20 protein-coding genes are annotated in these 19,264 nt (G+C 66.3%); 12 read left to right on the forward strand and 8 right to left on the reverse strand.

Annotated features, from left to right (window positions below):
* Positions 1-47: 47 nt before the first annotated feature.
* Together SBI67_RS28260 and SBI67_RS28265 are read right to left on the reverse strand one after the other, a co-directional pair.
* Positions 48-968, reverse strand: a complete 921-nt coding sequence (locus SBI67_RS28260; protein ID WP_318983753.1) for an esterase family protein — start codon at positions 966-968, stop codon at positions 48-50.
* 204 nt (positions 969-1,172) lie between these two features.
* Positions 1,173-1,949 (reverse strand): IclR family transcriptional regulator, encoded by a 777-nt coding sequence (locus SBI67_RS28265; RefSeq protein WP_318983795.1) that lies wholly within the window; start codon positions 1,947-1,949, stop codon positions 1,173-1,175.
* Between the two features lie 89 nt (positions 1,950-2,038).
* Between SBI67_RS28265 and SBI67_RS28270 the strand changes: the two genes are divergently transcribed.
* From SBI67_RS28270 to pcaC, 5 genes are read left to right on the forward strand one after another with little or no spacing between them, the layout of a single operon-like run.
* Positions 2,039-3,226, forward strand: a complete 1,188-nt coding sequence (locus SBI67_RS28270; protein WP_318983754.1) for a 4-hydroxybenzoate 3-monooxygenase — start codon at positions 2,039-2,041, stop codon at positions 3,224-3,226.
* Positions 3,227-3,272: 46 nt separating this feature from the next.
* Complete coding sequence (gene pcaH / locus SBI67_RS28275; RefSeq protein ID WP_318983755.1) at positions 3,273-4,046, forward strand: protocatechuate 3,4-dioxygenase subunit beta; 774 nt, start codon at positions 3,273-3,275, stop codon at positions 4,044-4,046.
* Positions 4,043-4,600 carry a protocatechuate 3,4-dioxygenase subunit alpha gene (gene pcaG / locus SBI67_RS28280; RefSeq protein ID WP_318983756.1) on the forward strand — a complete coding sequence of 186 codons (558 nt, stop codon included), beginning with the start codon at positions 4,043-4,045 and terminating at the stop codon, positions 4,598-4,600. Before pcaH ends, pcaG begins: the two co-directional genes overlap by 4 nt.
* A complete protein-coding gene (locus SBI67_RS28285) occupies positions 4,597-5,802 on the forward strand; it encodes a lyase family protein (RefSeq protein WP_318983757.1) in 1,206 nt (401 codons plus the stop codon). The genes pcaG and SBI67_RS28285 overlap by 4 nt, the downstream gene beginning before the upstream one ends.
* Entirely contained in the window at positions 5,799-6,209 is a 411-nt protein-coding gene (gene pcaC / locus SBI67_RS28290) for a 4-carboxymuconolactone decarboxylase (RefSeq protein ID WP_318983758.1), read from the forward strand. Before SBI67_RS28285 ends, pcaC begins: the two co-directional genes overlap by 4 nt.
* 26 nt (positions 6,210-6,235) lie before the next feature.
* Here pcaC and SBI67_RS28295 read toward each other — a convergent pair whose 3' ends face one another.
* On the reverse strand, positions 6,236-7,117 hold the full coding sequence (locus tag SBI67_RS28295; protein WP_318983759.1) for a LysR family transcriptional regulator: 882 nt from the start codon (positions 7,115-7,117) through the stop codon (positions 6,236-6,238).
* A gap of 73 nt (positions 7,118-7,190) precedes the next feature.
* Between SBI67_RS28295 and SBI67_RS28300 the strand changes: the two genes are divergently transcribed.
* A complete protein-coding gene (locus tag SBI67_RS28300) occupies positions 7,191-7,940 on the forward strand; it encodes an SDR family oxidoreductase (protein ID WP_318983760.1) in 750 nt (249 codons plus the stop codon).
* 37 nt (positions 7,941-7,977) lie between these two features.
* On the opposite strand, the gene SBI67_RS28305 is transcribed toward SBI67_RS28300, so the two are convergent.
* From SBI67_RS28305 to SBI67_RS28315, 3 genes are read right to left on the reverse strand one after another with little or no spacing between them, the layout of a single operon-like run.
* Positions 7,978-8,727: a glucosamine-6-phosphate deaminase gene (locus SBI67_RS28305; protein WP_318983761.1), complete on the reverse strand. Its 750-nt coding sequence runs from the start codon at positions 8,725-8,727 to the stop codon at positions 7,978-7,980.
* Positions 8,724-10,100: a 6-phospho-beta-glucosidase gene (locus SBI67_RS28310; protein ID WP_318983762.1), complete on the reverse strand. Its 1,377-nt coding sequence runs from the start codon at positions 10,098-10,100 to the stop codon at positions 8,724-8,726. Before SBI67_RS28310 ends, SBI67_RS28305 begins: the two co-directional genes overlap by 4 nt.
* Entirely contained in the window at positions 10,097-10,873 is a 777-nt protein-coding gene (locus tag SBI67_RS28315; protein WP_318983763.1) for a DeoR/GlpR family DNA-binding transcription regulator, read from the reverse strand. Before SBI67_RS28315 ends, SBI67_RS28310 begins: the two co-directional genes overlap by 4 nt.
* A gap of 174 nt (positions 10,874-11,047) precedes the next feature.
* Here SBI67_RS28315 and SBI67_RS28320 point away from each other — a divergent pair, with 174 nt between their 5' ends.
* From SBI67_RS28320 to SBI67_RS28340, 5 genes are read left to right on the forward strand one after another with little or no spacing between them, the layout of a single operon-like run.
* Positions 11,048-12,037, forward strand: a complete 990-nt coding sequence (locus SBI67_RS28320; protein ID WP_318983764.1) for a carbohydrate kinase family protein — start codon at positions 11,048-11,050, stop codon at positions 12,035-12,037.
* Positions 12,034-13,395 carry an extracellular solute-binding protein gene (locus tag SBI67_RS28325; RefSeq protein WP_318983765.1) on the forward strand — a complete coding sequence of 454 codons (1,362 nt, stop codon included), beginning with the start codon at positions 12,034-12,036 and terminating at the stop codon, positions 13,393-13,395. The genes SBI67_RS28320 and SBI67_RS28325 overlap by 4 nt, the downstream gene beginning before the upstream one ends.
* Entirely contained in the window at positions 13,392-14,363 is a 972-nt protein-coding gene (locus tag SBI67_RS28330) for a carbohydrate ABC transporter permease (RefSeq protein ID WP_318983766.1), read from the forward strand. The genes SBI67_RS28325 and SBI67_RS28330 overlap by 4 nt, the downstream gene beginning before the upstream one ends.
* The gene (locus tag SBI67_RS28335; RefSeq protein WP_318983767.1) at positions 14,360-15,184 is read left to right on the forward strand and encodes a carbohydrate ABC transporter permease; all 825 of its coding nucleotides are present in this window, start codon (positions 14,360-14,362) and stop codon (positions 15,182-15,184) included. The genes SBI67_RS28330 and SBI67_RS28335 overlap by 4 nt, the downstream gene beginning before the upstream one ends.
* Positions 15,185-15,224: 40 nt before the next feature.
* The gene (locus SBI67_RS28340) at positions 15,225-16,289 is read left to right on the forward strand and encodes an ABC transporter ATP-binding protein (protein ID WP_318983768.1); all 1,065 of its coding nucleotides are present in this window, start codon (positions 15,225-15,227) and stop codon (positions 16,287-16,289) included.
* A gap of 48 nt (positions 16,290-16,337) precedes the next feature.
* On the opposite strand, the gene SBI67_RS28345 is transcribed toward SBI67_RS28340, so the two are convergent.
* Together SBI67_RS28345 and SBI67_RS28350 are read right to left on the reverse strand one after the other, a co-directional pair.
* Positions 16,338-17,828, reverse strand: coding sequence for a vanillin dehydrogenase (locus SBI67_RS28345; RefSeq protein WP_318983769.1), 1,491 nt, complete (start codon positions 17,826-17,828; stop codon positions 16,338-16,340).
* The gene (locus tag SBI67_RS28350) at positions 17,806-18,303 is read right to left on the reverse strand and encodes an amidase family protein (protein ID WP_318983770.1); all 498 of its coding nucleotides are present in this window, start codon (positions 18,301-18,303) and stop codon (positions 17,806-17,808) included. The genes SBI67_RS28345 and SBI67_RS28350 overlap by 23 nt, the downstream gene beginning before the upstream one ends.
* 197 nt (positions 18,304-18,500) lie before the next feature.
* Between SBI67_RS28350 and SBI67_RS28355 the strand changes: the two genes are divergently transcribed.
* Positions 18,501-19,259, forward strand: coding sequence for an IclR family transcriptional regulator (locus tag SBI67_RS28355; protein WP_318983771.1), 759 nt, complete (start codon positions 18,501-18,503; stop codon positions 19,257-19,259).
* The last annotated feature ends 5 nt before the right edge of the window (positions 19,260-19,264 follow it).

A 19,264-nucleotide genomic window follows, 5' to 3' on the forward strand; every position in this document is an offset into this window, starting at 1 on the left:
CACGACGTGGTGCAGTGACACCGACGGCGGTGTTCGGCGTGCTCTGACTACGCGGACTTGACGCCCAGGGTGCGCTGGATGTCCGGCTTCATCTGCTGCAATTGCTGACCCCAGTACTCCCACGCGTGCAGACCGTTCGGCGGCAGGTTGAAGGTGGCATTCTTGCCACCCGCCGCCAGGTAGGCCTGCTGGAAAGCCTGGTTGCTCTGCAGGGTCAGGCCCTCCAGAATGCCGGCCCCGGGGTTGGCCTGGGTCGCCGCCGGCGCCAGATCGCCTGGGGTTCCGTTACCGCAGTAGATCCAGATCTGGGTCCCGTTGGCGACCAGTTCGGGAATGTGCAGGGTCGGGTCGTTGCGGGTCCATGCCGGGTCGATCGGCGGTCCCCACATGTCATTGACCCGGAATCCCCCGGCATCGTTCATTGCCAGCCCCACCAATGTCGGCCACCAGCCTTGGGACAGATTGAGAAAGCCCGACAGCGAGCCGGCGAACACGAACCGGTCCGGGTGATAGACGGCGTAGGTCAGCGCCGGTGCACCACCCATCGAAAGTCCCACCACCGCATTACCGCCGGGCTCGACACCCTTGTTGGCCGACAGCCAGGCCGGCAGCTCCTGCGTGAGGAAGGTTTCCCATTTGTAGGTCTGGGTGCCGGCGTTGCCGACGGCCGGCTGATACCAGTCGGTGTAGAAACTGGACTGCCCGCCCACGGGCATCACCACCGACACACCGGATTGGTAGTACCACTCGAAGGCCGGGGTGTTGATATCCCAGCCGTTGTAGTCGTCCTGCGCGCGAAGCCCGTCGAGCAGATACAGCGCGTGGGGTCCGCCCGGCTGGAACTGCACCCGGATGTCTCGCCCCATCGCCGCCGACGGCACCAGCAGATACTCCACCGGGAGCCCCGGCCGGGAGTGTGCGGCCGCGGGTGCGGCTCCGGCAAGCGTCGCGCCCAACGCAGGCAGCACAGCGAGCGCCAAAACACTTGCAGTCCAGCGCAACAGTCGCCTTCTCAATACCCTCACCCCGATGACCTCACCCCGCGTCGGTCCGTCCTCTTCGCTTAGCCCTTCTACCCTATGGGCCGGTGCGACCAAACCCGCCGGGCACCGGCGGTGCCGCTTCTCACATCGGTCACGGCATGAGGCGAGCACCACTGGAGCGGTCAGCGGTCAGCTCAGGTTGCGGCCGATCCCACGGGCGGCAACCGTCAGCGCCGTCACCAGACGCTGCTTGTCCCGCTGTAGTGACGGCACCACCACACCGAGGGCCGCGCGGACATCACCGGCGGTTGGCGGGTCGTCGGTGGAGGAACCGACGGACGCGCTGACCGGCACGGCGATGGAGCAGGCACCCAGCGTCATCTCCTCGATCGTCACGGCGTAGCCGTCACGGCGGACCTTGTGGAGCTGCTGGCTGAGGCGGTCGGGCTGGGTGATCGTGTACGGGGTGATACGGCGCAGGTCGGCCAGAACGGCCTCCTGCACGGTCTGGGGTGCATGCGCGAGCAAGACCTTGCCCACGCCCGTTGCGTGCAGGGGCAGCCGCGAGCCGACCCGGCTGACGACCGGCACCGACGCATGGCCGGCCAGGCGGTCCAGGTAGAGCACCTCGTCGCCGTCGCGAACGGCAAGGTGCACGGTGGCGCGCGTCGCCGCGTGCAAGTCGTGCAGGAACGGTGACGCCAGTTCACGAACATCGGTCTGCACCGGCGCCAGCAGGCCGAGATCCCACACCGTGCGCCCGATGACATAGTCGCCACCGTCGTTGCGGCTCAGCGCGCCCCGGGCCACCAGCTGACGGACGATCCGCAGCGCGGTCGGCGGCGCCAACCCCGACCTCCGCGCGATCTGTGTCAGCGACAACCGGCGATGGGCGTCGTCGAAGGACTCCAGGACGTCCAGCGTCCGATCGACCAAGGATGCGCCCGCAGGACCACCACCGGCCATATCGCCCTCCAATTCCACTGAGTGAAATCATAGCCTGGACGGTGCTCCGCCGCTCTCCGTAAGGTCCGACGAAACCGAACGGAGCGAGCATGGCTGAACCCAAGACATCGACACGCACTCAGGTCGCCATCGTCGGCGGCGGACCGGCAGGCCTGATGGTGTCGCATCTGCTGCACCTCTCCGGTATCGAGTCCGTCGTGCTCGACACGCGCAGCGTGCCAACGATTTCGACGACGCACCGCGCCGGGATCCTCGAATCCGGCAGCGTACGACTGCTCGTCGACTCCGGCGCCTCAGAACGGGTTCTCGCCGACGGACACGAGCATCAAGGCATCTTTCTTCGCTTCGACGGTGCGAGCCACCGTCTCGACTTCCAGAAACTCGCCGGGGCGTCATGCTGGCTCTACCCCCAGACCGATGTGTTCACCGACCTGCACGCCGCACGCGAGCGCGCCGGCGCCGACCTGCGCTACGGGATCCTGCGGTCGACCATCGCCGACCTCGGCGATCGTCCCCGCATTGCCTACCTCGACGCCGAAGGCGAGTCCCACGAGGTGCTCGCCGACCTCGTCGTGGGCACGGATGGCTCCCGCAGCATGTGCCGCGACCACATCGACGGGCGCCAACAGTACTTCCGCGAGTATCCCTTCGCCTGGTTCGGCGTTCTCGTCGAAGCGCCGCCCAGTGCACCCGAACTCATCTACACCCGCTCGTCACGGGGCTTCGCGCTGATCAGCCAGCGCACAGAAGCGGTGCAGCGCATGTACTTCCAGTGCTCGGCCGAGGAGGACGCCGCCGCCTGGTCGGATGACCGAATTTGGGACGAGCTGCAATCGCGATTGGCCGGCAGCGACGGCTTTCAGCTGAAAGAGGGTCCCGTCATCGAACGCACCGTGCTGCCGTTCCGCAGCTTCGTCCAGACGCCGATGCGGCACGGCCGATTGTTGTTGGCCGGCGACGCCGCCCACACCGTTCCCCCCACCGGTGCAAAGGGACTCAACCTCGCGCTGCACGATGCGCGGTTGCTCGCCGAAGCCATCGACCTCGCCCTGCGCAAGGATCGCGATGAGGCGTTGGACGATTACACCCGGCGAGCCCTCGACCGGGTGTGGAAGGCGCAGCATTTCTCCTACTGGATGACCACGATGTTGCACCGGGCACCGGAAATCTCGGACTTCGACGAACTTCGGCAACGCGGCGAATTGGCCACCCTCATCGCATCGGAAGCCGGCTCCGCGTATCTGGCGGAGGGCTACACCGGTTGGCCACACAGCTGACCCGGCGCATCACCAGACCGGCGCACTTCGAGAACAAGGAATCCACATGAGCGCACTGGCAGACCAAAGGACCATCACGGCCGAAATGGCGGCTATCTCAACCGCATACGAGGCGAAGCTCGCCGCGGGTCACGCCCCGGACAACACGACGACGATCGATTACCCGCCGTATCGGTCCAGCCGCTTACGCCACCCGACCAAGGAGCTGCACCACGCCGACCCGGAAGGCATCGAGCTGTGGTCACCGTGCTTTTCCGAGCGTGACGTCGATCCGTTGGAGTCGGATCTGACGATCCAGCGTGGCGGCGACCCCATCGGTGAGCGGATGGTGGTCACCGGTCGAGTGCTCGACGGCGACGGCCGGCCGGTGCGTCGGCAACTGGTCGAGGTATGGCAGGCCAACGCCGCGGGCCGCTACGTCCACAAGAGGGACCAGCACCCCGCCCCGATCGATCCACATTTCACCGGGGTGGGGCGATGCCTCACCGATGCCGACGGCTGGTACCGCTTCACCACCATCAAACCCGGCCCCTATCCGTGGCGTAACCACCACAATGCCTGGCGTCCGGCGCACATCCATTTCTCGTTGTTCGGAACGGAATTCACGCAGCGCCTGGTCACCCAGATGTACTTTCCGGCCGACCCGTTGTTCGACTTCGACCCGATCTATCAATCGATCGTGGACCCGCGGGCCCGCCGCCGCCTGGTGGCGACCTACGACCACGACCTCACCACGCACGAGTGGGCGACCGGCTACCGATGGGACATCGTGCTCACCGGTACCCACCGCACACCCATGGATACCGAGGAAACGCGATGACCACCGAACCGACGCCCACGCCCACACCCGGACAGACCGTCGGCCCCTTCTTCCACTACGCACTGCCCTATCCCGGTGATCGTGACCTCGTCGCACCGGGAACCGCCGGAGCCGTTCGGTTGCACGGCACGGTGCGCGATGGCGACGCCGTGCCGGTTCCGGACGCACTCATCGAGATCTGGCAGGCCGACTCGGCGGGTAACGTGCCCAGCATGACCGGTTCGCTGCGCCGTGACGGCCACACGTTCACCGGTTTCGGCCGCGCGAGCACCGATCGTTCGGGCGATTACACCTTCACCACCGTGCTTCCCGGCCGCGTCGACGGAGGACTTCCATTCTTCTCGGTGGCCGTGTTCGCCCGCGGTCTACTGGACCGGCTGTTCACCCGCGCTTACCTTCCGCTGGAGGGGGCCGATCCAGATCGTCTACTGACGTCTCTTGGTCCACGCGCCGAGTTGTTGATGGTCCGCCCCGGCGTGCAGGGTTACCGGTTCGACATCACGCTGCAAGGGCACGACGAGACGCCATTCCTCGCGTTCCCCCGGCACTCATGAGTTCGCTGACCTGGCCGGGAGATCACCACGCCGGTGCACTGATGAGCGACGGCGCACTCTTGGATGCGATGACGCATGCCGAGGACCGCTGGCTCTACGTGCTGACCGAGCACGGTGTGGCACCGTCTTATCGATCGCTGCGAAATCTGTTGTCGGAGGACGATATCGCGGCAATCGCGACCCAGTCCGAGTCCGGCGGCAACCCGGTGATCCCCCTTGTCGACACCTTGCGCGCACGGCTGCGTGCCGCCGGGGACGAGGACGCCGCCCGTTGGATGCACCGGGGACTGACGAGCCAGGACATCATGGACACCGCACTGATGTTGACGGCTCGCGACGCCGTGACCAGCACGCGGTCTGAATTGACTGCCCAGATCCGGCGGGTCTCGTCGTTGGCGGACCACTACCGCCATGCGCCGATGACGGCCCGCACCCTGACCCGTGCCGCCGTGCCCACCACCTTCGGTCTGAAGGCGGCGACGTGGCTACACGGCCTGGTCGACGCCGCCGAGGCGCTGGCGGCACTGACCTTTCCGGTGCAGATGGGTGGCGCGGCGGGCACCCTGTCCGGTGTGGTCGAGCTGGCCGGGCCGGCCCGTGCGCGCGCCTGCCGCGCGGACTTTCCGGCAAGCCTCGGACTTCAACCGTCCGCGCCGTGGCACACCCACCGCGCTGCGGTCACCCGACTGGCGGACGCGGCGACGTGCGCCAGCGACGCCTGGGGCCGGATCGCCAATGACATTCTTGCCCTGGGCCGTTCGGAGATCGGAGAACTTTCCGAAGGCACGGGTGGGGCATCGTCCACCATGCCGCACAAGGCCAATCCGACTCTGTCGGTGCTCATTCGGCGTGCGGCGTTGACCGCTCCGCCACTGGCCGCAACGCTGCACACCGCGGCGGCCGAGCAGGTCGATGAGCGGGCCGACGGCGCCTGGCACGTGGAATGGCAGACCTTGCAGACCTTGTTGCGGCGCACCGTCGTCGCCGCCCGGCAGAGCACCGCGTTGCTCGCCGGACTACGTGTCGACACGGCGGCGATGTCGGCGCGGCTGGTCCAGGTCGACCACGAGGTCCGTTCGGAGCAGCGCAGCCTGGCCGCATTGGCCGGCCATGAACCGGCCGAGACCTATCTGGGGCTGGTGGACGATCTCGTCGACGAAGCGATCACCCGGGCCCGACCCTATTCCGAGGAGCCATCATGACGGAGAGCAGCAACCGCGACGACATGACAGTGACGCAGGTGCGCCGCAACGGCACCGCGGTGCGGCGGGCGGTACTCGGCGATGCGCACGTCGACCGGGCCGACGCCAACACCACCGACTTCACCCGAGACTTCCAGGAGTTCATCACTGAGTACGCGTGGGGTGGCATCTGGACCCGCCCTGGCCTGGATCGCCGGTCCCGATCCATGATCACGTTGACCGCGTTGGTGGCCCGTGGACACCACCACGAACTGGCGATGCATGTGCGCGCCGCTCGGACCAACGGTCTGAGTGTCGACGAGATCAAAGAGGTGCTGCTGCAGTCTGCGATCTATTGCGGTGTGCCCGACGCGAATACGGCGTTCCGTATCGCGCAGGCCGCCCTGGCCGATGCCGACGAGGACTGAGCACCTCCTTTCCCGCCCCGTCATGGTCAGCCGTCGCCCGCGGACACGCTCGTGAGCACCGCGTCCCGCACCGTCGACACGGTATGGCGCTGCCACACAGCCTGCACAGGCACCAGCAACGAGGGTTCCAGGTCGATCACCCTGACGCGGCCGCCCATGGTGTCGCCGGTTTCGGCCGTCACCATGGCGATGGCCCCGGTGGTCAGCGGTGCGGCCACCATCGCGGCGCCCTGGACCCGGCTGACGACATAGTCCGGCTCGAACCCGGCACGGCGGCACGCACTCATGAGGAAGTCGCTGAAATAGGAGGACCCGGGTGGCGCCCACAACGCCAGCCGCTCACCGGCCAGATCGGTGATATCAACACTCTTGGCGTGGGCGAGCCGGTGGGCGCTGGGCAGCGCGACGCGCACCCGGTGGTAGCCGATGACCGCGCCGGACAGTTCCCCGGTCGGCGCGATCCCCCGCCGCAGGCCCAGGTGCACCGATCCGTCCCGCACACCGGCCGACAGGATGTCGGGATAGAGCTGACGAAACGTGAAGGACAGCTCGGGGAAGGCGTCGATCGCCGGTTCGATCAGTCCGTAGACCTCGGCCCCACTCAGCGCCGGGCTGTGTCCGACCACAAAGGCGTGTTGACCGGACGCGGCGGTACGCGCGTGGGCATGCACGGTGCGAGCCGCTGCCAGCAGGGGACGTGCCTCGGCGAGTAGGGCCGTCCCGGCGGGAGTGAGGGCGATACGGCGCCCGGCCCTGGTGAACAGCGCGACACCGAGGTCGGTTTCGAGTTGACGAACCGAACTGCTCAGCGCTTGTTGGCTGAGATGCAAGCGCTCGGCGGCGCTAGTGAAGCTCCCGGTCTCGGCGACCGTCACGAACTGTTCCACCCGGCGCAGGTCACGAAGCATCTACAAATACTAGTTGTGGATCAATCGCTATTTGCTGTTTTTCAATTGTGCAATTTCTCCCTACGGTGGGGTCATGAGCGCACTTGAAGGGAAATCAGCAGTGGTCGCCGCGGGAGCCAAGAACCTCGGCGGCCTCATCAGCAGGACACTGGCACAGCGTGGCGTCAACGTCGCGGTGCACTACAACAGCGCGGCCAGCGAGGCGGATGCGGATCGAACGGTGGCCGAGGTGACCGCCGCCGGTGCGCAAGCCATCAAGGTCCAGGGTGACCTCACGGTGCCGGCCAACATCACCGCGCTGTTCGACGCAGCGGTCGGCGCGTTCGGCGGTGTGGACATCGCCGTCAACACGGTCGGCAAGGTGCTCCGCAAGCCGATTCTGGAAACCACTGAAGCCGAATATGATTCGATGTTCGACATCAACGCCAAGGCCGCGTATTTCTTCATCCAGGAAGCCGGTCGTCGACTCAACGACCAAGGCAGCCTCACCACGATCGTGACCTCGCTGCTGGCCGCCTACACCGACGGTTACTCCACCTACGCCGGCGCCAAGTCGCCGGTCGAGCATTTCGTCCGGGCGGCCTCCAAGGAGTTCGCGCCCCGCCTGATCAACGTCAACAACATCGCGCCCGGGCCGATGGACACGCCGTTCTTCTATCCGCAGGAGACACCCGAACGCGCCCAGTTCCACGCCAGCCAGGCCATGGGTGATCGGCTGACCAACATCTCCGATATCGCCCCGCTGGCGGTTTTCCTTGCCGGCGAGGGGCATTGGATCACCGGTCAGACGATCTTCGCCAACGGTGGGTACACCACGCGCTGAGGACGAACGCCACGGCTACCAAGCAGTCGCATGAGATTCAGCCTGGCACACAATGCATTTCCCGCAATCCCCCGGCGGCGTCGGCGTCCACGCCGAACCGGACGTCCGGATGCGTCTGAAGGATGCTCGCCGGGCATTGTTCGGTCACCGGAGAGCACAGGGCCGCGGCCACCGCCGCGGCCTTGCGCTCTCCGAACGCGACCAACTCGATGCGATCCGCACGCATGATGGTCGCGAGACCTTGGGTCAAGCATTCGGCGGGAACCAGGTCCACCGAGTCGAAGAACCGGGCGTTGGCCATCCGGGTGGACCGGGTGAGTCCGGCTCGGTGAGTGGTAGTGGTGAACGGTGTGCCCGGCTCGTTGAAACCGATATGCCCGTTCTCGCCGATGCCCAGGATCTGCAGATCCACCGTGGTGCCCGCCAGGGCCAGTTCATAGGCCTGGGCGGCTTCGTCGGGATCCGCGGCGGCTCCGTCGGGCACATGCAGCGACGCCGCGTCCAGACCCAGCGGGTCGATGAGCACCCGCTCGAGCACCGCTCGATAGGACTGCGGATGGCCAAGGGGCAGACCGACGTATTCATCCAGCGCGAACCAGCTGACGGCCGAGGCGTCAAGGCCGTTGTCGATGTGGCGCGCCAGGGCGCGATAGACCGGCTCGGGCGACGATCCGGTCGCCACACCGATGACCGCATCGGGTTTGGCCTCGATCAGCGCCGCTATCCGCTCCGCCACCCTGGACCCGGTGGTCTCGGCGTCGGCGCTGATCTCGACGACCGGGGTCACGCTACCTTCGAACGTGTGGCCAGTACCCGGGCGATGTCGGGATTGGCATCGACATAGCGCGCGAGCAGTTCGCGTGCCACGCCCACCGAGTCGACCAGCGGATGCAGGGCGAACGCCTTGAGCGCCTCGGCGCTCGATCCGGTGGTCGCCGCTGTGATGGTGTGCCGCTCAACGGCCTTCACCTGCTGCATCAAGCCGAGCTGATGCAGATCGGGCTGAGTGTCCAGGGTCAGCGGATGGACACCGTTGGCATCCACCATCGTCGACACCTCGACCACCGCGTCGGCAGGCAGCCCGTGGATCGTTCCGCGGTTGCGCACGTTGAGGATCATGGTCCGCTTCTCGTTGCGGCTGATCGCCGCCATCACCCCGAGGGCCACGCCGGCATAGCCCAGATGTGCCGGGTCGGTCTCCCGCTCGCGCTCGATCGCGGGAGCGCCCTGAACACCACCCTTGGCCTCGGCCATGTAACTCGCCCCGCGCTCGTCGACGGCCGCGGTCCACAGTTTGGCCGCGATCTCCGGCTGGGCGGCAGCGTCGGCGAAGAACCGCCCTTGCGTCTCCAGCAGGAAATCACCACGGGTCTGCGGGGATTCGAGGATCCGGCGGACGGCGTCGCGGTGAAAGTAGTAGTAGTACAGGTACTCGTTGGGGATGACGTCGAGCGTCCGGATCCAGTCGACCCCGAAGACCTCCGCCTCCTCCAACCGTTGCAGCCGCTGCTCGTCGGCCAACAAATCCGGCAGCACGTCGCGGCCGTCCACCAGCACCCTGCGCATCCAGCCCAGGTGGTTCAGACCGACATAGTCCATGTCGATACGGGTGTGGTCATGGCCGAGCACCCCGGCGACCCGCCGCCCCAATCCTGATGGCGTGTCACAGATCCCGAGCGCCTTGTCGCCGAGCACGCTCTGCAGCGCCTCGGTGATGATCCCGGCGGGATTGGTGAAATTCAGGAAGTAGGCGTCAGGGGCGACTCTGCGGATGGTCTCGGCGATGTCGAGCATGACCGGCACGGTCCGCAGCGCGTAGGCGATGCCGCCGGGCCCGGTCGTCTCCTGCCCGATCACGTTGAGGTCCAACGCAACATGTTCATCGCAGCAGCGCTGCTCGACACCGCCGACGCGGACGGCCGCGAAGATGAAATCCGCACCTTCCAGTGCCGGTTCCAGCTGGGTGTAGGTGCGCAGGGTCGGCGGGTCGCTGAACCCGGCGGCAAGCTGTTCGAGGATCGTGGTGATGGTGGCCAGCCGACCCTCGTCGACGTCGTACAGCGCGACCTCGGTCACCCGGGGCGAGCCCTGATCGCGGATCAGTGCTTGCCATACGTAGGGAGTGCGGAATCCGCCCCCGCCGAGGATCGTGAGTTTCATGCGACGATGACCTTTCTGCCGGCCTCCCGGCGATGCGCGAGTTCGTCGTGGGGCGTGCCCGCCGTGGTGATGAGCACATCGACTTCATCGAGAGAACACAGCCGCAGCGCACCTGAGCCGGGAAACTTCAGCTCACTGGCCAGCAGCACGATGCGCTGTGACGCGGCGATGAGGGCTTGTTTGATCGGTGCTTCGACGGCCATGTTGTCCAGCACGTGGCCGTTACGAACTCCGGTGCAGCTCAAGAACATCATGTCGGCGCTGAGTTGCCCGATGACCTGTTCGGCCAGCGGGCCGACGAGAGACTGCTGATTGCGCCGCAGCACCCCGCCCAGCAGGACCACTTCGACGACGTCGTCGTCGCGAACCTCGTCGAGCACCGCCAGGTTCGAGGTGATGATGGTGACCGGGCGGCCGCGCAGTTCACGCGCCACCAACTGGGTCGTGGAGCCGATGTCGAGCACGACGACGTCGCCGTCGGACACCAGTTGCGCCGCCTCGATCGCCATCGTGCGACGCAGCTCCAGATCGCCGCGGGTGTCGGAGGTGAACGGATCTTCCACGCTGCCCGAGTCGGTGATGTTGGCCCGACTGCCCTGCGTCAGCATGGCTCCGCCGTAGAGCCGCTCGAGCCGGCCGCCCTTGGCGAGGATGTCCAGATCGCGGCGGATCGTCGACTCGCTCACCCCCAACGTCTCGGCGAGCTGCACCACGGACTGGCCGCCGCCGGCGAGCGCAGCCAGGATGCGTTCGTGACGCTGGGCGAGGAACATGACCGGATCGTACCCAGACGATGATTGACTTTGCACAACTTTGAACGACTTTTGGAAAACTTTTCGCAAAATAACCCGCGAGAGATGACGAAGAAACATAATCGTCATGCAAGCCGGTCACGCTGACCGCGCAAAGACCACCAAACTCTGTCAAGCAGGTGGAGGTACCCACGAGTGACCGATCGTGAAATCGACGTCCTGGTCTCGGGCCGGGTGTTCAGCGATCTGGTGTTCACCGGCGTCGAGACGCCGGCACCGGGAGCCGAGGTGTACGCCAGCGACTTCGCGATATCGCCCGGCGGTGCCGCCAACCGGGCGGTCGCCGCGGCCCGCTTGGGGGCACACACCGCGTTGGTCACCGAACTCGGCGACGACCCGATCGGCTGCATCATCGAGCGTGCCCTGCGCGGTGAACCCAATCTCGATCTGCGCTTCGCCGTCCAGCACGCCGAGTACCAGAACCCGATCACGGTGGCGATCACCGATGGACACGACCGGTCCTTCGTGACCTTCGAGCAGCAGCCCCCGCATCTGCCGTCGTGGCCCGATTCGACTCCGGTGCGGGTCGCCCATGTCGGGATGGGACGCGGACCCATCGACAGCGAGGCGGCGCGACTCCGCTCCCGGGGAACGACATTGGTGGGCGGTGTGGGATGGGACCCGTCGGGCCAATGGTCGGAGGCCCTACTCGACCAACTCGGCGCGATCGACATCCTGATCGTCAACGAAGTCGAGGCGCTTGCCTACACGCGGGCGAGGACCGCCGATGCCGCGCTCGACGTCCTTGCCGAGCGGGTCGGTCTCGCGGTCATCACGTTGGGGCCCAACGGCGCACTGGCCGCCCAGGGGGCCGACCGGTTGCAGGTCCCGGCGATCACCGTTCGCGCGGTGGACCCAACCGGAGCCGGTGACGCCTTCACCGCCGCGTTCATGGCGGCCACAGCCTGGGGCTGGCAGCTGGATCAACGCCTGCGACTGGCCAGCGTCAGCGCCACCTGTTCGGTGCGCGGCGCCGGGGGTGCCCGCAGCGCACCCCGGCCCGCCGATATCGCCGACCTGCTTGCCGACCACCACCACGACCCGCAATGGGCACCGGTCCGCGATTGGGCCGAACAGCACCGCAACTCCCCCACCCCTGCGACTCCAGGAGCTCTTTCCCGATGACCAGATCCCGCCTGTACCGACTGGGAGCCGCGGTCGCCGCGGCCACCGCACTGCTGACCGCCAGCGCATGCGCACCCGGCCCATCGGGTGGCGGTGCGCCCGCCGCGCCCACCAACCAGGTCTCCAAAGACGTCGCCTCGGCCGGCCCGGTCACGCTGGCGGTATGGGACCAGAACACCGACGGCGGCATGGTGAAGGCCCAGGAACAGCTCAACGCCGAGTTCCAGAAGATGTATCCCAATGTCACGATCAAGCGCACCGTCGAGTCGTTCAGTGACCTGAAGTCGACGCTGAAATTGGCCCTGTCCAGCAACACGCCACCCGATGTCGTGCAAGCCAACCAGGGTTACCCGGACATGGGCGCCTTCGTGGCAGCCGGGATGCTGCGGCCGATGAACGACTACGCCAAGCTCTACGGCTGGGACACCTACTATCCCGAAAGCCTGCTCAAGCAGAACAGTTTCAGCAGCGACGGCAAGACATGGCAGGGCGACACCTTGTTCGGTGTCTCCCAGACCGGTGAGGTCGTCGGCATCTACTACAACCGTGAGAAGTTGGCCTCGCTCGGGTTGTCCGCACCGACCACCCTCGGCGAGTTGGACGCGGCAATGGCCGCCGCCAAGGCCAAGGGCATGCTCCCGATGGCCTTCGGCAATCTCGACAAGTCGCCCGGCATCCACCTGTTCGGTGTCGTCCAGGCCGCAACCGCCGGTGCCCCGGCGGTGAAGAATCTGGTCAGCGGCCGCGACGGTGCATGGACAGATCCGGCGTCGTTGAAGGCCGCTCAACAGGTCGCCAAATGGTCCGCAGAGGGCTATCTGACGCCGGGAACCAACGGTGTCTCCCGTGACGACGCCGTCGGCACCTTCGGCAAGGGCGGTGCGCTGTTCACCCTCACCGGAACCTGGCTGCAGCAGCCGTTGCAGGACGCGTTGGGTGACAATGTCGGCTTCACCACGCTGACGTCCGACGACGGTAAGCCCGCCACCACCGGTGGGCAGGGCCTGGCGTGGGCCATCACCTCCAAGTCTGCCCATCCCGACGTCGCCGCCGCCTACATCGACTTCGTCACCAACGCCAAAGCCGCTCAGGTACTGCTCGATTCGGGCAACCTGCCAACGGTGCTGCCGGCCGGTTACGAACCGAAGGCAGGCACGGTGGCCGCCGATATCGCGACCCGATACCGCGAGACGCAGAAGGCCGACGGTGTGGTGCCCTATCTCGACTACACCACGCCGACCTTCTACGACACCATCACCACGGGCATGCAGGAATTGCTCGGCGGCCAAGCCGATCCACAACAGTTCGTCGATTCGCTGCAGAAGGATTACGCCGCCTTCCTGAAGAACCAGAAATGACCGTGACGCTGCGACCACCACGACGACGGGCTGCGCCCGACACGCCGGCCACCGATCCAGGTGGCCGGCGCCGCACGGCCGCACCGACACGCAGGGTGACACCGCGCGCGGCGATCCGCGGCTATCTCTATGTGGTACCGGCATTCCTGGTGTTCGTGGTGTTTCTCGGCGCCCCGCTGGTACAGACCGTGCAGTACTCGTTCTACAACTGGAACGGCATCGGCACTGCCACCGTCGCCGGAATCACGAACTACCTCAACGTCTTCGACGACGAGCAGTTGCGAGCGTCCTTTCTGCATGCCGGCGTCCTGATCCTGTTCTACGCGGCGGTGCCCGTCGTCCTCGCGTTGGTGCTCAGTGCCGTCATCTCACGAGCACATGCAATGCGGTCGATGTCGTTCTTCCGCACGGTGCTGTTCCTGCCGCAGGTGATCGCCACCGTCGTCATCGGCACGATCTGGATCTCCATCTATTCCCAGAACGGCCTCTTGAACCAGGCGCTGCAGGCGGTCGGACTGGACAGCCTCACTCGAGTGTGGTTGGGCGACCATACTTTCGCGTTGATCGCCATCGGTCTGATCGGGACGTGGCTCAACATCGGGTTGTGCCTGGTGCTCTTCCTGTCCGGCATCGGCAACATCGCACCGGAACTGTTCGAAGCCGCTCGCCTCGACGGGGCCGGACGGGCACGTGAGTTCGTCGCCATCACGCTGCCGTCCCTGCGCGGACAGATCGCGGTCGCGTTGACCCTCACCGTGGTGTCGGCCCTGAAGACCTTCGACCTGGTCTACATCACCACCCGGGGCGGCCCGGGAACCGCCACCACCGTGCCCGCCTTCGAGGCATACAACCGCGCCTTCAATACCGGGCAGGTGGGCCTGGCCTCGGCCATCGCCGTGGTGCTGACCATCGCGATCGTCACCCTGACCTTCTTGATCAGCCGGATCAGTCCGCGGGAGGCCGAATGAACCCCAGCCGCACCGAAAAGACCGTCAACCAAGTCATTCTCGCTCTGTTCGCGGTCTTCGCCCTGGTGCCGTTGTTCGGCGTGCTGATGTCCTCGATCACACCCAGCAAGGAAAACTCGGGTGGATTCACCATTCCGACGAGCATCGATCTGCACAACTATGGCGCAGCCTGGGACCGCGGCAATTTCAGCAGTTATCTGTTGTCCAGCGTGGTGGTCACCGGCGCGGTCGTGGCGCTGACGGTCGTCCTGGCGACCTTCGCCGGCTACGCGTTCGCCCGGATGCGCTTTCCCGGATCCTCGGCGTTGTTCTACATCCTGCTGCTGGGCCTGACCCTTCCCGCCGAAGCTTTCATCATCCCGCTGTACTTCAACCTGCGCACCGTCGGCCTGACCGACACCTACTGGGCGCTGATCCTGCCGCAGACAGCTCAATCGCTCGGGTTCGCGGTGTTCTGGATGCGAAATCAGTTCCGCGGCTTCCCCGGCGAGATCATCGAAGCCGCACGACTCGACGGTTCCAGCGACCTGCGACTGCTCTGGCGCATCGTCGTCCCACCGAGCCTGGCGCCGATGATGACGATGGCCGTCATCGTGACGATGTGGACGTGGAACGAATTTCTGCTGCCGCTGGTGCTGGTGGTCTCCGACAACCGGCGGACCGCCCCGCTGGGCTTGGCCCTGTTCCAGGGGCAGCACCTCACGGACTATTCACTGCTGGCAGCTGCCGGTGTCATGGTCGCGCTGCCGATCGCCGTGCTGTTCTTCGCCTTACAGAAGCGCTTCATCAGTGGCATGGTCGGCGGAATCTCCTCCCGCTGATACCGGCCCACCCGAGCCCCACGACCCAAGGAGCAAAACCATGGCAACCATCCAATTCGAGAAGGCCCAGCGGTGGTTCCCGAAAGCACCGACGCCCGCGGTGGCCGGTATCGACCTGGACATCGCCGACGGTGAATTCATGGTCCTGGTCGGGCCGTCCGGTTGCGGGAAATCCACCACGCTGCGCATGCTGGCGGGCCTGGAGGAGGTGACCGCCGGCTCCATTCGCCTGGGTGGGCGGGATATCACCACGACCGCGCCCAAGGACCGCGATATCGCGATGGTGTTCCAGAACTACGCCCTCTACCCGCATATGACGGTCGCCGGGAACATGGAATTCTGCCTCAAGAACGCCGGCCTACCCAAACATGAACGCGAGCGGCGGGTGGCCGCGGCCGCCGCAACGCTGGGCCTCACCGACTACCTCGACCGTAAACCCAAGGCGCTCTCGGGTGGACAGCGCCAGCGGGTTGCCATGGGCCGGGCCATTGTTCGGAACCCACAGGTGTTCTGCATGGATGAACCGCTGTCCAACCTGGATGCCAAGATGCGGGTGCAAACCCGCACCGACATCGCCAAACTGCAGCGTGAACTCGGGGTCACCACCGTCTATGTCACCCATGACCAGACCGAAGCCATGACGATGGGCGATCGGGTGGCCGTGATGAAAGACGGTGAGCTGCAACAGGTCGGGGTACCCATGGAACTCTACGACCGGCCGGCCAATGTGTTCGTCGCCGGGTTCATCGGATCGCCCGCCATGAAGTTCTTCGACGGCGAACTCGGCGAGTCCGGGGTCACCGCCGCCGGACACACCATGGCAGTGGCGCGTTCGGAGGCCATGACCGGGCCCGTCACCGTCGGAGTGCGCCCGGAGGGATGGCGACTGACCCAGCCGGGGGCCGGCATCCCGGTCACGGTTGCGGTGGTCGAGACGCTGGGCGCGGACGCCTACCTCTACGGGACCGTGGGCGGTGTCGGTGCCGACGTCATCATCCGTGCCAGTGGCCGCGACCGGATCGGCATGGGCGACACCGTGCACGTCACCGCGGATCCCGACGCGATCCATCTCTTCGACATCGGCACCGGCGTCCGGATTCCCTGACCCGACGCTCAGCTAGCGCAACGGGATCGCGAAACCGAGCGCCATGGGTCAGAACGCGCGCACGGGCATCGTACTCTGCGCGGTAACCCACTGGATTTCGGTGAAGGCGTCGAGATTGGCGCCGATGCCGCCTACCCGCCCACCGTTGCCGGAGGTGCCGACACCCCCGAACGGAACCACTGCCTCGTCTCCCACGGTTTGGTCGTTGACGTGCACCAAGCCGGCGGGGATGCGCTGCGCGATCTCGAGGCCCTTCATGGCATCGGCGGTCAGGATGCTCAGCGACAGGCCGTAATCGGAGCGGTTCGCGATCGCGATGGCCTCCTCTATCGAGCCGAACGTCGCCACCGGTGCCACGGGTCCGAAGACCTCGTCCTCGAACGCCGGTGCCGATACCGGGGTTCGTGCCAGGACCGTGGGTCTGTAGAACAGTCCGTCGTAGCTTCCACCGGCTGCGAGGACGGCACCCGCATCCACGCTCTTGGTCACCATGGCGTGGATGTGATCGCGTTGCCTGCCATCGATGATCGGACCGAGTGCTACGTCACTGGTGAACGGGTCACCGACCGGTAACCGCTCGGCGTGCTCGGCAAGCAGCGCGGTGTAGCTCGCGGCGACACTTTCGTGTACGAGGTGACGACCCGCCGCCATACAGATCTGGCCCTGGTGCAGGAACGAGCCGAACGCACCGGCCGACACGGCCTTTTCGATGTCGGCGTCCTCGAGCACGATCAGCGCGTTGTTGCCGCCCAGCTCGAGGTGGGCCCGTTTGAGATGGCGTCCGGCGAGTTCGCCGACGGCGCGGCCCGCGCGGGTCGACCCGGTGAAGGCGATGACCCGCACCGTGGGATGGACCACGACGGCTTCACCGGCGTCGGCGCCACCCGGCAGGACGCTGAGCAATCCGGCGGGAAGGCCTGCCTCCTCGAAGACACGGGCGAGGACCACACCTCCGCAGATGGCAGTGCGCGGATCGGGCTTGAGGACCACCGCGTTACCGAGCGCCAGCGCCGGAGCGACGGCGCGGATCGACAAGACGATCGGAAAGTTGAAGGGAGCGATCACGCCCACCGTGCCCACCGGGATGCGTCTCGAGAAACTCAGTCGCGGCTGCTCCGAGCGCAGCACCTCACCGTGCGGGTGTGCGGCGAGGGCTGCAGCGTTGTGGCATTCCTCTGCGGCGGTGTGTGTTTCGATGTGGGCCTTGGCAGCGGTACTGCCTGCCTCGCGTATCACCCACTCGGCGATCTCGTCGGCGTGCCGTTCGAACAGGATGCCCGCGCGACGGAGAACAGCGGCCCGTTCGGTGAAGGGGCGGGCGGCCCAGTCGATTTGAGCACGTACGGCCCGGTCGGCGGCACGCGCCACATCCTGGGCGGTCGCCATCCCGATGGTCGACAACTGCCCACCCGTCGCGGGTTCGATGACGGCGTGGTCCTCGGCTCCACCAGGTACCCACTCACCGGTGAAAATGCGTGACTCCCATACGGGTCGGTCCAGCAATCGCTGGGCCGCCCTATGTTCTTGTTCCGCGCTCATTGTCATTTCTCCGTTTCGTCACTCGGCGGTGTGGCTGCGTGGTCAGGCACTGCGCTGCTCGGCAGCGCGGTCGTCGGCTGCGAATCCGGTGAAGTCGGATGTCCTCATCGCGGCAAGGCTCGCCAGGGAAGCGGCCACGAACGTGATCAGGTAGATCGAGATGGACGGGTGCTCCCAGTGCCAGTTCGTGCATCACGTTCTTGCCGCTGATGTGCGCCCCGGCCGCGCGCAGGCGTTGCACGACATCGGCGGCGGTGTCTGCGGTGTTCGCGGCGAGCCCGGGGGTACCGGCCGTCGATACCGTACCTGCCACATCGATGCTGTCCTTGACCACGACGGTCATCGTGTTGTATTCGGCGACCTCGACGGCGCGGTGACGCAGGCGCGCGGCGTAGTGCTCCGCGTCGAACGCTCCGGCACTGAGCAGGCGCCGAGCTTCGACGACAGACAGGTCGTACAACGCCTCATCGGTCATCGGGGCTGCCTCCGACGGTGCGCCGTCCCCGTTCGCGAATCCTCGCCCGATCATGCGTACCTGCTTTCATGACGCAACCGTGCGTGCGTGGTCAAAGTGTCGTGAGTCACTGTCGATCAAGGCCATCTCGCGAACAATGCTTCCTCTCAGCATGTGGAAGAAGTACGTTGGCCCTTCACGAGTCGAAGGGCCGATCGGTGAGCGAATCCAAGAGTTCATTGGCGCGAGCGCTGTCCATTCTCGAGTCGTTCAGTGAGGACCGGCCCGAGCAGACGTTGGGCCAGATCGTCGACAAGACGAAGCTCCCGCCGGCCACCGCTCACCGTTACCTCGCCGAACTCGTCAAGTGGGGCGGCCTCGACCGGACCGGCCGCGGCACCTACACCGTCGGCACCCGGCTGTGGCAGCTCGGCGCCCTCGCCCCGAAAGAACGCCAGCTGCGCGACGTCGCACTTCCGGTACTGGAAGACCTCTTCGAGACGACGCATGAGGTGGTGCATCTGGTCGTCCTGGACGGCACCCGCGCGCTCTACGTCGAGCGGCTCGCGCCGCAGTCACGCAAGGGTGCCACCGTCTCGTCGCAAGTGGGCTACCGACTGCCCCTGCATGCGACCGGACCCGGGAAAGTGCTGCTGGCCTTCGGCACCCCGGCACTGCGGGAAGCGGTGCTGTCCGAAGACCTGCCGAAGATGGCAACGGGGACCATCACCGATCCCGATGTGCTGCGCAAGGTCCTGTCCGATATTCGCACCACCGGATTCGTCATCTCGCGAAACGAGATGACGGAGGGCAACGCGTCTGCGGCCGCGCCCGTCTTCGGAAAAGACGGCACCATCGTCGCGGCGATCTCCGTCGTCGTGCCGGCCGCCCACCCGAATCTGGCCGGCCTGGCCCAAGGTGTTCGGGTGGCGGCCGCCGTCATCTCCCGCAGCCTCCGCCAGGGCGGCAAACGCTGATCGGG

The organism is Mycolicibacterium chengduense (assembly GCF_033741155.1).
Classification (GTDB): Bacteria; Actinomycetota; Actinomycetes; order Mycobacteriales; family Mycobacteriaceae; genus Mycobacterium.